Annotated in this window: 12 protein-coding genes and 1 pseudogene; 3 read left to right on the forward strand and 10 right to left on the reverse strand. The window is 70.4% G+C overall.

Annotated elements, in window-relative coordinates:
• Positions 1-15: 15 nt before the first annotated feature.
• The 6 genes and pseudogenes from DFR74_RS37740 to DFR74_RS37900 all read right to left on the reverse strand — a co-directional run.
• Positions 16-2,184 carry a family 2A encapsulin nanocompartment cargo protein cysteine desulfurase gene (locus DFR74_RS37740; protein WP_067504223.1) on the reverse strand — a complete coding sequence of 723 codons (2,169 nt, stop codon included), beginning with the start codon at positions 2,182-2,184 and terminating at the stop codon, positions 16-18.
• Positions 2,156-3,088 carry a family 2A encapsulin nanocompartment shell protein gene (locus tag DFR74_RS01830; RefSeq protein WP_067504225.1) on the reverse strand — a complete coding sequence of 311 codons (933 nt, stop codon included), beginning with the start codon at positions 3,086-3,088 and terminating at the stop codon, positions 2,156-2,158. The genes DFR74_RS37740 and DFR74_RS01830 overlap by 29 nt, the downstream gene beginning before the upstream one ends.
• Positions 3,089-3,385: 297 nt before the next feature.
• The gene (locus tag DFR74_RS01835) at positions 3,386-4,051 is read right to left on the reverse strand and encodes a DsbA family protein (protein WP_067504228.1); all 666 of its coding nucleotides are present in this window, start codon (positions 4,049-4,051) and stop codon (positions 3,386-3,388) included.
• A 201-nt stretch (positions 4,052-4,252) separates the two neighbouring features.
• Entirely contained in the window at positions 4,253-4,846 is a 594-nt protein-coding gene (locus tag DFR74_RS37745; protein ID WP_232331641.1) for an LLM class oxidoreductase, read from the reverse strand.
• The gene (locus DFR74_RS37895; RefSeq protein WP_067504231.1) at positions 4,843-5,295 is read right to left on the reverse strand and encodes an LLM class oxidoreductase; all 453 of its coding nucleotides are present in this window, start codon (positions 5,293-5,295) and stop codon (positions 4,843-4,845) included. The genes DFR74_RS37745 and DFR74_RS37895 overlap by 4 nt, the downstream gene beginning before the upstream one ends.
• Positions 5,238-5,660, reverse strand: a pseudogene (locus DFR74_RS37900) (LLM class flavin-dependent oxidoreductase); the annotation flags it as partial. The gene DFR74_RS37895 and the pseudogene DFR74_RS37900, both read right to left, overlap by 58 nt.
• Positions 5,661-5,791: 131 nt before the next feature.
• Here DFR74_RS37900 and DFR74_RS01850 point away from each other — a divergent pair.
• A complete protein-coding gene (locus DFR74_RS01850) occupies positions 5,792-6,655 on the forward strand; it encodes a class I SAM-dependent methyltransferase (RefSeq protein ID WP_170160687.1) in 864 nt (287 codons plus the stop codon).
• Positions 6,656-6,671: 16 nt separating this feature from the next.
• Here DFR74_RS01850 and DFR74_RS01855 read toward each other — a convergent pair whose 3' ends face one another.
• The 3 genes from DFR74_RS01855 to DFR74_RS01865 are packed head-to-tail and all read right to left on the reverse strand — an operon-like array spanning position 6,672 to position 10,621.
• The gene (locus DFR74_RS01855; RefSeq protein WP_067504236.1) at positions 6,672-7,886 is read right to left on the reverse strand and encodes an aminotransferase class V-fold PLP-dependent enzyme; all 1,215 of its coding nucleotides are present in this window, start codon (positions 7,884-7,886) and stop codon (positions 6,672-6,674) included.
• 3 nt (positions 7,887-7,889) lie between these two features.
• A complete protein-coding gene (locus tag DFR74_RS01860) occupies positions 7,890-9,209 on the reverse strand; it encodes a pyridoxal-phosphate dependent enzyme (protein ID WP_067504239.1) in 1,320 nt (439 codons plus the stop codon).
• Positions 9,206-10,621, reverse strand: a complete 1,416-nt coding sequence (locus DFR74_RS01865; RefSeq protein WP_198161669.1) for a Y4yA family PLP-dependent enzyme — start codon at positions 10,619-10,621, stop codon at positions 9,206-9,208. Before DFR74_RS01865 ends, DFR74_RS01860 begins: the two co-directional genes overlap by 4 nt.
• Positions 10,622-11,102: 481 nt before the next feature.
• Between DFR74_RS01865 and DFR74_RS01870 the strand changes: the two genes are divergently transcribed.
• Entirely contained in the window at positions 11,103-12,167 is a 1,065-nt protein-coding gene (locus tag DFR74_RS01870) for an alpha/beta hydrolase (RefSeq protein WP_067504321.1), read from the forward strand.
• Between the two features lie 155 nt (positions 12,168-12,322).
• Here the strand turns inward: DFR74_RS01870 and DFR74_RS01875 are convergent, their stop codons facing one another.
• Positions 12,323-13,876, reverse strand: coding sequence for an ArnT family glycosyltransferase (locus DFR74_RS01875; protein ID WP_170160688.1), 1,554 nt, complete (start codon positions 13,874-13,876; stop codon positions 12,323-12,325).
• 297 nt (positions 13,877-14,173) lie between these two features.
• Here DFR74_RS01875 and DFR74_RS01880 point away from each other — a divergent pair, with 297 nt between their 5' ends.
• Positions 14,174-15,997: a vWA domain-containing protein gene (locus tag DFR74_RS01880; protein ID WP_067504246.1), complete on the forward strand. Its 1,824-nt coding sequence runs from the start codon at positions 14,174-14,176 to the stop codon at positions 15,995-15,997.
• Positions 15,998-15,999 lie beyond the last annotated feature (2 nt).

The following is a 15,999-nucleotide window of genomic DNA, read 5'->3' on the forward strand; positions in this document are numbered from 1 at the left end:
GGCCGGCGTGACGGTTCAGCGGCGGGCACGGGCGAGGCGGTCGATCGTGTCGAGCATGCGGTCGATCTCCTCGCAGGTGTTGTAGAACGCGAACGAGGGCCGGACGGTGGCTTCGACGCCGAACCGGCGCAGGATCGGCTGCGCGCAGTGGTGTCCGGCGCGCACCGCGATGCCCCGCTCGTTCAACGCCTTTCCGACATCGAGCGGTTCATAGCCGTCGAGCACGAAGGAGAGCACACTCGCCTTGTCGGCCGCCGTCCCGATCAACCGCACGCCCGGGATCGCGGCCAGGCGCGGGGTGGCGTAGGCGAGCAGATCGTGTTCGTAGCGGGCGATGTTCTCGATGCCGAGACGTTCGACGTACTCGATGGCGGCGCCGAGGCCGACGGCGTCGGCGATATTGCCGGTGCCCGCCTCGAATCGACCGGGCGGCGGCTGGAACAGCGAACGTTCCAGCGTCACATCGCTGATCATGTTGCCTCCGCCCTGCCACGGCGGCATATCTTGCAGCACTTCGGATTTCCCGTAGACCACGCCGATCCCGGTGGGGCCGAACAGTTTGTGGCCGGAGAAGACGAAGAAATCGGGGTCCATAGCCTGCAGGTCGACGCGGGTGTGCGGTACCGACTGCGCGCCGTCCACAATCGCGATCGCCCCGGCCCGGTGCGCCAGCTCCACGATCTCGCGCACCGGTGTGACGGTGCCGAGCGCGTTCGAAACATGGGTCACCGACACGAGTTTCGTGCGGTCGGACAGCAGCGCCGTGTACTCGTCGAGGCGCACCTGCCCGCTGTCGTCCACGGGGATCACGCGCAGGCGTGCGCCCGTCTCGGCGGCGAGCATCTGCCAGGGCACGATATTGGCGTGGTGTTCCAGATGCGAGATGACGATCTCGTCACCCTCCCGCACGTTGGCACGGCCCCACGTTTGCGCGATCAGGTTGAGGCCCTCGGTCGCGCCGCGCACGAACACGATCTCCTCCGACGAACCCGCGTCGAGAAACCGCGCGACGGTGTCGCGGGCCTGTTCGTAGGCGTCGGTGGAGCGCGCCGCCAATTCGTGTGCGGCGCGGTGGATATTGGAGTTCTCGTGCTCGTAGAAGTGGGTGAGCCGGTCGATCACGGCGCGCGGTTTCTGCGTGGTCGCGGCGTTGTCGAACCACACCAGCGGGTAGCCGTTCACCTGCTCGCGCAGGATGGGGAAATCGGCGCGCACGGCGTCCACGTCGAACGGGGGGTGCGGATCGGGGGCGAAATCGGTCGCGCGGGTGTCCGCGAACGAGGGCGCGCTCGATGACCGATCGAGGAAATAGAACGCGGGTGCCGCGGAGGTGGGGACGGCGGGCGCGGCGTCCAGCGTGCGGGGCGCGGGCAGAATCGCCTCCCACGGCGGGAGATACCCGGATGCGTCCCCGAACGGGATAGCCGGAGGTTGCGCGCCCCCTGCCGAGGGCGCCGAACTCGACTGCGCCGCCACGCGACTCGGGTTCGTCGCCGAATTCGCGCTCGGCACAGCGTGATCCGCGCCGTTGGCGGGGCGACCGGGGACATGCGGGTCCGAGGTGCGACCACCGGGCGGTGCGGAGGCAGCGTTCGGCGAGACTCCGGACGTACCGGGCGGGACGACAGCCGAATGATCGAAGCCGGGGTCGGCGGCGGGCGGCCGCGCGGCCCGGTCGAATCCGGCGGGAGAGACGCCGGTCGGCGACAACCTGCCGTATCCCGGGACCCCGGACCCGGACGGTGCCCACGAATTCGTGCCCGGCACAGCGTGATCCGCGCCGTCGGCCGGGCGGCCGGGGACCGTGGGCTCCGGGGTGCGCCCACCGGGGGGTGCGGCAGGCGACCCGGACGCGGCGGGCCGGCCGCCGGCGTGCGCGGGCGGCGCCTGGGTCGTGTGCGATGACCAGCCGCCGGGGGTCGTCAACCCGGCGAGATCACCGGAAGGCGTCCACGCCCCAGAGGGCACGGCACCATTCGCGACCGCTCCCGGAATCCCGGCAACCTGTCCCGTGGGGGGACCGCTCACGCCGAGAGCGCCCGGCGTGAGCGCACCTGCCGACGCCGACGGCAGGGCCGAGAAGAACTGGGCCGCCAGGGCGTTCAGTGCGGCCGGGTCCGGCAGGTCCGCCGCGCGGGCGGCCGCCGGATCGGGCTCACTTCCGGTACTCGGGCGCGTAGTCATGGAACTTGTCCACCTCGGCGTCCTCGAGCACGGCCACCGCGTCGTCGACCAGGATCACCAGCGAGCAGTACAGCGACACCAGGTAGGACGCGATGGCGCTGCGGTCGATGCCCATGAACTGCACCGACAGTCCGAGGCCCTGCTCCCCGGTGAGGCCCGGCTGGTACAGGCCGATCACGCCCTGCCGGGACTGCCCGCTGCGGACCAGCACGAACTTGGTCTTGCCGTCCACCAGCGGAACCTTGTCCGACGGGATGATCGGGATGCCGCGCCAGGTGAGGAACTGCGACCCGAACATGCTCACCGTCGGCGGCGGCACACCGCGCCGGGTGCATTCCCGGCCGAACGCCGCGACGCCCTCGGGGTGGGTCAGGAAGAAGCCGGGCTCCTTCCACACCTTCGCGATCAGGTTGTCCAGATCGTCGGGGGTGGGCGGGCCCGCGAGGGTCGGAATGCGTTGTTTGTCGGCGGCATTGGAGATCAGCCCGTAGTCGGGACTGTTGATCAGCTCGCCCTCTTGGTGTTCCTTGATCGCCTCGATGGTGAGCCGCAACTGCTGGGCAATCTGATCGTGCGGGCTCGAGTACAGATCCGAGACGCGGGTGTGCACGTCCAGGATGGTGTGCACGGCTTTGAGCCGGTACTCGCGAGGTTCACGCTCGTAGTCGATGAACGTCTCGGGCAGGGGCGACTCGTCGAAATTGTCGCACTGGATGTCCACCGTCTGCTCGTGGGTGACGCGGTTGCGCCGGTAGATACCGGCCTCCACGGGCACCCAGTCGAGCAGATGCACCAACCACCGGGGGCTGACGGACTCCATCTGCGGGACGGATTTCGTCGCGTTCGCCAGTGTCCGCGCGGCGTCGTCGCCGAGGGCAACCGGTCCGGGCACAGCTCTGGTCATCGAAACCACCTAGGGGTTGGCAAATCCACCGTTACCAGTGCGCACATGCTAACCCCGCGTGCCCGCGTTCTCGCGCCAACTCGGGGGAATCGTGTTGCGGCCGCGACCCGATCGCGGACGCTCTCGCGGGCACCCGATGCCACCCCCTCGCACCCCACGGCGCACTCCCCCGTCACGAACGCGTTGACCTGCTACGACGCGTGCACCACCCGCGGCACCGGATGGCACTCGACGGGGCGGCGAGCACCCGTGGTGATAGCACGGCAGCGCGCGCGTGACCGAGTAGGCGCCGGCCCCTCAGCGCAGCGCGGCGTCGAGTGCCTCGGCCAGCGACTCGTAGCCGTTCGGGACGATCGGCTCGCCGTCCACGAAGAAGGTCGGGGTGCCGCGCACGCCGAGGGCGAGACCGTCCTCGAAGTCGGCGCGGACCCGCTCGCCCACGCGCGGGTCGGCGTAGTCGGCGTCGAAAGCCGCCATGTCCAAGCCCAATTCGCGCGCGAAGCCGCGGAACACCTCGTCCAGCGGCACGCGGCGCTCGCCCCAGCCCGCCTGGGTTCGGAACATCTGCTGGTACATCTGCTCGAACCGCCCCTGCCGCGCGGCCGCCTCGACGGCGCGGGCGGCGCGTTCGGCGTTGAAGTGCGAGGGGACCGGGAAGTACCGCACCACGAAGGTGACGCGGTCGCGGTACTCCTCGCGCAGCCGCTCCACCACGGGATACATGGCGGCGCACGCCTCGCACTCGAAATCGAGGAACTCCACCAAGGTCACGCGGGCGCCCTCGGGGGCGTCGAGCCGGTGGCTGTCGGGTCGCACCACCGCGGCCGGGCCGGGTGCGGCCGAGGTGGGCGCGTCGCGTTGTTCGCGAGCCACGAGGACGATCCCGGTCACCACGACGGCGCACACGGCGGCGAGGGTGATCGCGAGGCGGAGGCGCCGCGCGCGCGGCGGTGCGGTGGTCATGGGGACGCTCCCGATCCGGTCGGCGCACTCCCGGAGGAGTGCGCTATCTACGTATTGAAACCGTACTACATTCGATCGGACTCCGGCCCGAAAGGAGCGTCCCGCACCGGCGAATCGGCCCGAACCCGAGAACTATCGAATATGGCAACGGCTTTCATTGCCACGCTCCACGATCGCCCGAGACCGAATATCCTTGACCGACTACGCCCTCACACCGTAGTCATGCACACTCAGGGCGCGGTCGCCACCGCCTCCTCGCTGAACGCCCCGCGCCACCGGCGCGCCGGATGCGAATCCGGCAGGAAGTCCGAGCCCGTCAGCTTCTTGCGTCGTGTTCCACCCGGTCGGGCAGGTTGAAATTGCGCGCGGAGTTGCGCAGCGCGCTGGTGACCACGTTCCACCCGATCCGCCCGCGCGAGAGGTGATCCAGCGTGCAGATCTTGCGCGCGAACGAGAACGGGTGGTCCTGCAGCACCGAACTGGGATCACGATGCCCAGGTGCTCGGTCACCGACGCCAGCGCCGAAACCAGCGCGGAGGGATCGTGATTCGGGATCTGCAACCCCTCGGTGACGTGGGTGTCCCACCCGCCGTCGAAATCGTCGTAGAGCCCTACCACGTCGGCGAAGAACACCGAGTCGAACCCGCCCCGCTCCAGGATGCGGGCCAGCTCCAGCCACGGTTCGAGGGTGTGGAATTCGGTCTGCCTGGCGTCCTCGCGCCGCCACGTCCCGTAGGAGACGTGGGTGGCGGTGTTCATGGTGAAAGCGTTGAGCAGCAGCCGCGGTCGGCTCATGGTTGTGGTCCTCTCGGTCGGAACTCGCGCCGCACGTCATGCCGCCGAACTGACGCGCACCGGGGCGAGCCGAAACGCTCCCGCAAGGTGGTCTCGGCGTACTCGTGCCGGAACAGGTTGCGGCGGCGCAGGATCGGGACCACCTCGTCGACGAAGATCTCCAGACCGGAGGCGAATCCGTCGGGCACGAGGTTGAAACCGTCGGCGGCGCCCGCGTGGAACCAGTCCTCGATGGTGTCGGCCACCTCCTCGGGCGAGCCGACGATGCGGCGGTGCCCACCCGAGCCGAACTCGAACAGCGCGTCCCGCAGGGTGAATCCGGGGCCGCGCTCCCGGATGCCGCGCACCAGCGATTCGCGGAAGCCGAGGGAGGCGGCGAAGACGTCGGGGTCGGCCGGGTCGGCGAGCGCCGGTTCCGGGAAGGGCTCGTCGAGCGGGTAGCCGCCCACAGCGCGATCACCGCGTCCACGAACTCGTGCGCGCGCCGGTACCGAGTGGCGCGATCCGGGAGCGAGGTGAGGCCGAAGTTGCCGCCCGCGGCGGCGTTGTAGGTGGTGACGGCGTTCCACGCGGCGCGCCCACCGCTGAGGTGGTCCAGCGTGAGGAAGCGCTCGGCCGGCTCCACGGGGTCGTTGAACGTGGTCGAGAGCGTGCCGATCACCCCGATGTGCTCGGTCGCGGCGGCGACGGTGGCCAGGATGGTGGAGGGCTCCAGCGCGCGCCCGCCCGGTCTGACCAGCGAGTCCTCGCGGATCGCGGGGTTGTCGGCGAGGAAGAACGCGTCGAGGGTGCCGCGTTCGGCGATCCGGCCGATCTCGGGAATTGTTTTCCTCTGGGGGATCGGATCGAAATCCTTAAGAAAATCTTCACGGCGCGGGGCGATACGTCCGCGGCACGCCGACCCACCTCCGGTAGATGGAAATGATGTTCATTATGATCGCCGGCATGACCACCACGAACCAGCGGACGGTCCGCCCAGGGGTCGGGACCTCCACCCGCAACCCCGCCGCCGCGGAGGCCGTGTTCCTCGACGTGACCCGTCGGCTGCTCGCGCCGCTGCGGATCTCGGACGGCGACATCGCGGTCGACGTGGGCCCCGGAGCCGGGTCCGCGACGGTGGCGATGGCGGCGGCGGTCGGCCCGCGCGGCCGGGTGTACGCGGTGGATCTGGACCCGGCCATGCTCGACGCCACGATGGCGGCGGCGCGGGAGGCCGGTGTCGCCGAGCGGGTGCTCCCGGTCGCGCACGACCTCGAGGAGGGCGCGCCGCCGCTGCCCGAGCCCGTCGACGCGATCTGGTCGTCGGCGTGCCTGCACCACACCCTGGACTGGGAGGCGTCGGTACGGGCGCTGGCGTCGGCGCTGCGGCCGGGCGGCACCCTCTGCGTGGCCGAGGGCGGACTGCCCACCCGCTGCCTGCCGTGGGACGCGGGCGTCGGCCTGCCCGGACTGGAGATCCGCCTGGACGAGGCGCACAACCGCTGGTCCACCCAGTGGTTCGCGGGACGGACGGGCGCGCGACGCCAGCGCCGGGGCTGGACCGAGGTACTGCGCGCGGCCGGGTTGGTCGAGGTCACCAGCGTCACCGAACTGCTCGACCTCCCGGCACCGGTGTCCGACCAGGTGCGCACCGTCGTGATCGAGGAACTCGCGGCCCGCGTCGCCCGCGCGACACCGTTCCTCGACGAGAACGACCGCGCGACTTGGGAACTCCTGCTCGACCCCACCGGCGCCCACTGGCTCGGCCACCGCGCCGACCTCGGCCTGCTCACCGCCCGCACCGCCTACCTGGGACGCACGCCCCGCTGAGGTGGCCAGGTCTGGCTCAACTCGTCATCCCTTCACAACGACCCACCACCGCGAGGAGCCGGTCGATCTCCTCGGGGGTGTTGTAGACATGCACGCTGACCCGCACGGCCGCGTCCCCGGCGGCGCGCCCGGCCTGGCAGTGATTGTCGGCGCGCACCATGATCCCTTCGTCGGCAAGCACGAAACCCAGGTCGTCGGAGCGCACCCGGGCGTGCTGGAAGGTCACGATGCTCTCCCGGCGCTGCGCCGCCGAATCCGCGGTGAGGCTGTGCTGACAACCCAGCACCCGCACACCCGCCAATCGGCTGAGCCCGTCGGTGAGCCGCACGCACAGCGCGGCGTTCCACTCCCGCACGCGCTCCAGCCCGGCGCCCTCCAGCCAGTCGAAAGCCGCTGCCACACTGATGATTCCGGCCGTGTTGGGCGTGCCTTCCCAACCGCGCAAGGCGAAACGTGGCCCGCGCCGGTTGCGCGCCCACACCGCCCCGACGCCGGGCAGCGCCATCATCTTGTGCCCGGAGAACACCACGAAATCGACGTCCAGTTCGGCCACCGACACCGGCCCGTGCCCGACGCTCTGCGCGGCGTCCAGGCAGATCGGCACGTCCGGGCCCACCGCCTCGCGCACCCGGTGCACGTTCATGTCCGCGCCGAACACGTGGTGCACGTGGGTGACCGCGACGAACCGCGTGCGCGGCGTCACCACCGCGGGCAGGGCGCGGTGGTCGTAGTCGCCCGACGCCGGGTCCACCGGCATCGGCACCACCGTCACCCGCACCCCGCGCCGCGCCAGCTCGTCTCGCAGGTCCAGCCAGGGGCGCAGGTTGGCCTCGTGGTCGCCGAACGGGACGATGATCTCGTCGCCGTCGGCGAGCAGATACGCGAGCCAGTCCTGCGCGACGGCGCGCAACCCGTGACTGGTTCCGCCGACGAACTCCACCGACGAGTCGGTGCCGTTGTCGCCCAGGGCCTTCCGCACGCGCTCGCGCGCCGCCTCAACCCGGGCGGCGGTCCCGGTCGCCCACGGGTAGGAACCGCGACCCACGTTGGCATTGGTCGTGGTGAGGTATTCGGTGACGGCCTCGAGTACCGCCGCGGGTTTCTGCGCGGTGGCGGCGCTGTCCAGGTAGGCCAGGCCCGGATCACGGTGCAGGATGGGGAATTCCGCGCGCAACCGCGCCTGCCATGGCGCGAGCCGGTCCAGCACGGAGGTATCGGTCGAGGTCGACATGGCTCAGTCCCGCACCAGCGGCGCGCCGGCGTCGCGCCAGGCCACCACACCGCCGCGCAGGCTGCGCACGTCGCGGTGCCCCATCCTGCTCAGCAGCGCCGCGTAGCGCGCGGACTTCTCGCCGACCGGGCACACCAGCAGCACCGGCTTGCCCGCCCCGAACGGCAGCCCGCCGCGGATCAGCTCGTCGAACAGCTCGTCCACGATATTGATCGAATGTTCGATGTGCAGCGCCGAATACGCGAACGCGCCGCGCAGGTCCACCACCAGCGGCCGCTCCGCCGCGAGCCAGAGCCGCGCGTCGGCCACGTCCATCGACACGACCGCCGCGACCTCGGCGCCGGTCACCGTGTCCACCGAATCGGGGCGGGGCGGCTGCTCGAGCAGTTCCGGCCGCAGCCTGCGGACGTAGCTCATGTAGCTCTCCACGCGGTCGCACACGATGAACACGGCGGTGCGGCGTTCGGTGAGCGTGGCGTCGATCTCGGCGAGGTGGCGCACCGCGCCGAAGTACGCGGCGCCCGAGGTGGGTCCGCCGAGGATGCCGCACCGGCGGTTGAGCGTGAGCATCCCGTCGATGGCCTGCTGCGCGGTAACGGCCTCGATCGTGTCGTAGTTCTCCGGATCGAACAGGCCGACCTCGTTGACCTCGTCGATATTGCGGATGCCGGGAATGAAATCCGACTTGTCCGCGACCAGGCCGACCACCGACACCGCTGGATTGTGTTCGCGCAACACGGTCGCGACGCCGGTGGACGAACCCGCGGTGCCGACGCACGCGAGGAAGATGTCCGGGCCCTGGCCGTCGAGATCCTTGATGATCTCCGGCGCCGTACTCGACCGGTGCGCTTCGGGATTGCGCGGATTGAAGTACTGGTCGGTGTGCAGGTGGCCGCCGCCGTCCTCGGTGAGCTTCCGGTACATGCGGGTCAGCGGATCCTCGGTGTCGGTGGGGTCGAGGCATTCGGTCTGGCCGGGCAGTTCCTCGATCTCCGCGCCGAGCAGCAGGAGCAGATCCTTGATCTCGGGCACCTTCATGCGGTTGGTGACGCTCTTGAACGGCAGCCCGTGCATGGCCGCGATCACCGCCAGCGCCTTGGCGGTGTTGCCGCTGGAGAGCTCCACGATCGAATCACCGCGCTCCACCGCACCGGCCAGTCCGTCGCGCGCCATGTTCCAGGCCGGGCGGTCCTTCACCGAACCGAACGGGTTGAGCATCTCCAGCTTCGCGTACAGGTCGATGTGGTGCAGCCCGTGCACGGCCGGATCGATCCGGACCAGCGGCGTATCCCCGATGACGTCGAGGATGCTGTCGTACTTCATGCGCGATCACCTTTCACGGGCCAATACTGTTCATCGAGACACCATTTCCACACGCCCGCGTCGCGGTAGACCGCGACCTTGGGGGCGATGGGCTGCATCAGCGCGTGGTCCGCCGCGAAATCCATGAAGTAGCCCGCCGTGTTGACGAACGCCAGCACGTCGCCGGGGACGGGCAGCCGCGGCAGCGTCACCTTCCGGCGGGTGATCAAATCGTCTTCGAGACACAGGTTTCCGGAGAAGTAGACCTCCGAGGGCTCGGCGTCGGGCGGGCGCGTGCCGAGCAGGACCGGATCCATCAGCACGGCATGGTCCTCGGTGCTGATGTCGCGGGAGTTGGCGGCCAGCCGCACCAGGACGTCACCGTCGTGGGTGGTGCGCACCTCCGCCACCCGGGCCAGGGTGAGACCGCACTGGTCCACCAGCGCCCGGCCGGGTTCGACGTGCAGGTCGTAGAGGTTCTCCAGCAGCAGGGTGGCCAGCGGCCTGCCCAGCGAGGGCGCCGTGCGAGTCAGCAGTTCCCCCAGGTACTTCGGGCCCGCGAGGGGCCGGTGGGCGGGATAGACGCCGAGCGCCCCGCGCAGCGTGCCCGCCTCGGCGCGCAGACCGTAACCGTGGTTGTGCCACGTCATGGCCGGGCGCCGGCCGAGTACCGAGTGCGTGAGTTCGGTTGTGTAGCGCTCCCATTCGCCGCGGTCGGCCAGGTAGTTCACGCCGAAGCCGCCGCCGATATCAATCGCCGTGGGCGCGAATCCGCGCGTGAGAGCCTCGCGCATGGCGAGTAGGCACCCCTCCAGCGCGAGCACCTTCTCGTCCAAGCCGTTGGTGTCCAGGTGATAGGCGACGCCCAGTAACGTCAGAGCGTCGCGGTGGCCGTCGAGAAGGTCCAGCACGCCGGGCAATTCGCGCTGATGCACGCCGAATCGGCTGGGCCTGCTCAGCACCTTCACCCCGGGCGAGTCGAAAGCGGCCAGCCGCATCATCACTCGCACCGGCGCCAACCCGTGCCGCTCGACGAGCTCCGCGAGTGCCACCAGCTCCTCGCGCGAGTCGGCGTTCACGATCGCGCCGACCCGCGCCGCGAGCCACAGGAAATCGATGTCCTTCGGCCCGGTCGCCATGATCCGGTCCCCGGCGAAACCGCAGGACAGCGCGTGCTGCAACTCGCCGAGCGAGGCCACGTCGACGCCGGTGTCACCCGCGGCGAGCTGGCGCAGCAGCGCGCTCGACCGATTCGCCTTGTGCGCGAAATACACACCGCCGCTGAGATGATGCGCGCGGTACACCGCCCGGAACGCCGCCGCGTTCTCGGTCATCTGTTGCGGTACCACGATGTTCACCGGCGATCCCAACGCCTCGACCAGTCCGGACACCAGGTCCGGCGCGTCGAGCACCTCCCGCAGCAGCCCACTCACGAGCGGCCTCAGGAACAAACCCTTCTCCAACATTTCCCCGTTCAGCGTCCCGTCAACCGCGCGCCCGCCGCGTCCCTGCCGTGCGACGGCCGGTGCCGCCGTGCGCCGGGACATCCGGGCCCGGCACTTCCCGCAGCTTAATGACAATGGTTATCATAAAAGTACTGATGGTGGCGTACCCCTCCCTCTCGGCGCAACCCCGCCGCCCGGTACCCGCCGCGCCTCCGACGGATTCGAGCGGGTCGGCGATACAGAACCGGCGGGTCTTCCAATTCGACCAAACGATGCGGGGATTCGTAACCCGATCGACCGGAGTCCGCGCGCGCCGCGGCGGGGCGCGCGGCTGTTATGTCCGGAACCAAGCCCGCCCACGCCGGTTTGGCGATGTGCCCAAACCTCGGGCAACCCGTCCCGGCGCGGCGGCGGCCGGTCGTAGCCTGACCCCACTTTTCCCTGATCGTGAGGTGGTGGTGCGGTGGGCATTCGCGGGCGGCGAGGTGTGGCGCGGGGCGCGGTGGCGGTCACCGCGGTGCTGTGCTGTGCGTACGGCCAGGCCCCGGCTGATCCCGGTGTGCCGGGGGACGCGCCGCTTCGGGCGATGGCGGCCGCGAAACCCGCGGCGAACGGCTCGCGTCTGGAGACGGCCACGGCCGGGCCGGGACGCGTGCTCGAGTTGAGGGTCCACTCGGCGGCCATGGGCCGTGCCGTGCCGATCATCGTGCTGCCCGCCGCCGACAGCACGAGGCCCGCGCCCACGCTGTATCTGCTCAACGGCGTCGACGGCGGGTCGGACACCGAGATCTGGGGTGAGGGCAGCAATTGGCTCACCAAGACCGACGCCGAGACGTTCTTCGCCGACAAGCACGTGAACGTGGTGATGCCCGTCGGGGGCGGCGCGAGTTTCTACACCGATTGGCGCGCCGACGATCCGCGCTTGGGGCGGCACCGGTGGACCACCTTCCTCACCGAGGAGCTGCCACCCGTCATCGACACCGCGTTCACCACCACCGGCGCCAACGCCGTGGCCGGGTTGTCGATGGCCGCGGCCGCGGTGTTCCAACTGGCGATCGAAGCGCCGCACCGGTTCCGGGCCGTGGCCTCCTACAGCGGGTGCGTGCGCACCAGCGATCCGAGCGGGCAGGCGCTGGTGGACGCGATCGTCGTGGGGCGGCAAGGCAATCCGCTCAATATGTGGGGACCGCCCACCGACGCGCTGTGGGCCGCCAACGATCCCTACCTGCGCGCCGCCGAACTGCGCGGCACCGCGATCTACGTCGCCACCGGCAACGGCAGGCCCGGCCCGCTCGACACGCTCGACGGACCGGACATCGAGCGCAATCCGGTGAAGCTCGCCGATCAGCTCGTGATCGGCGGCGTGCTCGACGCGGTCGCCAACCTGTGCACCGCCCAACTGCGGGACCGGCTGCGCGAGTTGGACATTCCCGCCACCTTCGACTTCCGCCCCAGCGGCACGCACTCCTGGGGTTACTGGGAGCGGGACCTACACAATTCCTGGCCGATGCTGGAGGCGGCACTGGCGGAGTGAAGGGCTCCATGCCGAGCGGGTGATGTCGGCGGTCGCTCAGGGAAATCCGCGAGTTCGGTGACTTCGACCGGCGACGGAGGCGGGCGGCTTCGCCGACACGCAAGCGGACTCGGGTGGCGCTTCGTCCGGTATCCGCAGCCGGTTCTACTGCGCCGCTAGCGCTCCGTGCCGTCCACGAGAACCAGTGTGCGCATCTCGGGCCAACCTTGCGACCACGACACTGCCGGATCGCGGCAAAGCCACACGGTCACATCGCGATTCACGCCCGGGAAGCCGAGGGGTTCGTCGATACCGGCCAGAGGCGTGGTTTCGGTGAAGTCGAGGGGCAGGGCGGTTCCGGGGTCGTCCACGCCCACGTAGAGCACGGTGGTCGCGGTGTCCGGGGGTGGGCCGAAGAATCCGTATCCGCGGTTCGGGCTGTAGACGGCGGGCAGTCCGTAGGCGGGGCCGAAGTGGTCGAGTGCGGCTGCCTGCCAATAGTTTTGCGTGACGATCACGGTCTCACCGTTCGCGGGCGCTCGGCGATGGGCCTCCGCAACGCCCGCGACCAGGCTCTCCCACCCGCTGGGGCCGAAGAACTTGCTGCGCGCGTCGATCTGGGAGTACCGGTCGGTGGGTTGCCGCAGCTGGGATTCCGGCAGCGGCAGCGCGACGACCAACCCCACGCAGATCGCGGTCGCCACCGCGACGAGCGAGCTACCGGCGACCAGCGCTCGCCGGTCCCATTTCCGCTGCGCCACATACACCGCGCCCGCCGCGAACAATCCCGGAAACGCACCGGCCACGAAATACGGGCGCAAACCGCCGAGCACCACGCCGAGCAATCCGAGGGCGATCATCGGAATCAGGAATCGGTAGGGGCGGAACCGTTCCGAGACCAGCCCCGCCCAGATTCCGGCGAGCAGCAGCAATCCCAGCGCGCCGGTGACCTGAATCATCGTCCACGGCATCGCGACCAGCGAGGCGGTGGCCATTTGCTCGTCCCGGACTATCCCGCCCATCGCCAATTGCGGCCAGCCGTTCTTGTGCTGCCACCACAGAATCGGCACGGCCGAGAGCGCGAAGACGACCGACGCCGCCCACCATGCGGGCCGGCGCAGCATTTCTCGCGGGCCGAAGAGCAGCACCCCCACCGCCAACCCCGCCCACACGATCGGGATCAACCACTTCACCTGGAAATCGAGGGCCGCGACCAGTCCGGCCGCCAGCAGCAACCGGTCGTCGCGCACCCGCACCCAGCGGATCAGCAGCCAGGCCACCAGCGCGGTCAGCGTGATGTCCAGGGCGAAGGTGCTCAGCATGGCCGACTGCATGACCGCCATCGGCGTGGTCGCGTAGGCCAGCGCCGCCAGCGTCTGCGGCCACCGCCCGCCCCCGAACTCCCGCGCCAGCACGGCGCTGAGGACGATGGCGACCACCGTGCAGACCACGGCGGGCAGCCGCAGCGCCACCGTCGACCCCGGCGCGAGGTGGTCGGCCAAAGCCGCCAGCAACGGCACGACGGGCCCCTGATCGGCGTAACTCACGTCCGGCCGCTGCCCCGCCGCGACGAAATACAGTTCGTCGCCACCGATCCGATAGCGATCGAGCCGCAGCAGGAACAACAATCCCGCGGCGCCCGCGACGATCGACACCTCGCGCCACGCGAAAGCCGGCCGCGAATCCTTCTCGGCGACACTGTCTTCCAACGCCTCGGATCGAGATGTCATCCATTCCTCACAACCGTCGCGCCCTCGCGAATCAGACATCGGCGACGCGGCGAACCGGATTCGCCGAACAATCGAACAGTACAATCGAAATCCGCGAGGAATACGCCCCGCGGCCGAGGACTACGCCGCGTCACAAACAATTCCTCGGCATTCTTGTGACGGCGGCGTCGCGGTGACCGCACCGGCGCGAGCACGCGCCGGGCAACACCGTTGCCCCGCATACTCGGGGCTTGCCGATTCCGCACCGGTCGCCTTTTCTTGACGCGATCGTCGGCGGTGAAACTCCCTGGGGGAGAAATGAATCGAATTCTCGGTGCGGTGTGCGCGGCGCTGCTGGCGCTGGCGGTGCCGGCGGGTGCGGCCTCCGCCCGGCCCGGTGACGGCGGCTACGCGCCGACGATGCTGGTGCTGGACGCGTCGGGCTCGATGCTCGCCGCCGACCCCGGCGGCGGGACCAAGATCGACGCCGCGAAACGGGCCGTGCGTCAGTTCGTCGAGGCGGCCCCCGAGACGGCGGAGGTGGGGCTCTCGGTGTATGGGACCGGCACCGGGTCCTCGGAGGCCGAGCGCGAGGCCGGATGCCGCGACGTCACCACACCGCATCCCGTCGGCAGGCTCGACCGCGCGGGGCTGAACCGAGCGGTGGACGGCGTCGTTCCCCGTGGCTATACACCCATCAGCACCGCCTTGCGGCACGCGGCCGACGGGCTGCCGTCCGACGGGCCCCGCTCGATCGTGCTCGTCTCCGACGGCATCGACACCTGCGCGCCCCCGGACCCGTGCGACGTGGCGCGCGACCTCCGGACCGACGGCGCGTCGATCATCGTGCACGCCATCGGATTCGACGTCGACGACGCCGCGCGCCACCAGTTGATCTGCCTGGCGCACGCCACCGGCGGCAGTTACACCGACGCCGGAACCGGGGCGGCGCTGGAACAGATCCTGCCGCGGGTCACCGAGACGGCGTTGCGCACCTACGAACCGGTCGGCGTGCCGACCCGCGGAACGCCGGACGTCCGGGACGCGCCCGCACTCGGCACCGGCCAGTACCTGGCGAACCTGATTCGCGGGGAACGCCAGTTCTGGACGGTCGACGTGCCGGAAGGCGGTATCGCCTACCTCACGGGCACCGCGGCGTTCGGGCAGCGCGACGAGCGGGAGCCGGGGGCGAACACACTGCTGGTGCGGATCCACGGCGTCGACGGCACGGAATGCCGCACCGAGCGCAACACCGATGTCGCGTCGACCGGACGGGTCGTCACCGCAGCGCTGGTGTATCGGGTCGGCGCGGACGATCCCGACGTCTGCCAGGGTGGGGGGCGCTACGCCGTCTCGGTCGACTGGGAATCCGGCGGCTCCGGCGCCGCGCGGGTGCCGCTGGAACTGCTGGTCCGCGTCGAAGCGCCCGCCACCGACGCCGGACCGCCCGCGCGAGCGGAGCCGGTCGGCCACGTCGAGCAGTCCGGGCCCGCCCGGCCGGTGGTGGGCGGCGGATCGTTCACCGTCGCCGCCGAACTGGACGGCTCCGGCGTGTACACCGATGCCGTGCGTCCGGGCGAATACGTCTTCTACCGGGTCGATCTGGGATGGGGACAGGGGCTGTCGTACCGGGTGGAGTTCGGGGCGTGCACCCGTCCCGGCGACCGCTTCCACACCAATATCGGCACGGAGCTGTACTCACCGCTGCGTGCCCAGATCGACAGTGCGACAACCGGTCACGACGGGAACCAGGCGCGCGCGCTGCCCGGTGACGGCAAGGCGCTCGCCACCGTGCCCGTGACCTACCTCAACCGCGAACACCAGCGGCCGTCGGTACGCGTCCAGGCCCTGCCGGGCCCGCACTACCTCATGGTCCGGGTCAACAGCGACGCGGGCGACTGCGGCGCCCTCCCCGTCCGGATCGACCTCGCCGTCACCGACACCGGCGGCGCGCCGCCCACCTACGAATCCGGCCACGCCGGAACGGATTCCGATACCGCGGGCCCCACCGCGCGCCCCCGGCCCTCGGCCACGGACAACACGGGCAGGTTCCCCGAGATCGTCCTGCTGGGCGCGGGCGCCGGACTAGTGGTCGTGCTCGCCGTCGCGGCGGGATTCGCGCTGCGCCGCCGGAAACGGTGACA

The organism is Nocardia puris (genome assembly GCF_003315035.1).
GTDB classification, from domain to species: domain Bacteria; phylum Actinomycetota; class Actinomycetes; order Mycobacteriales; family Mycobacteriaceae; genus Nocardia; species Nocardia puris.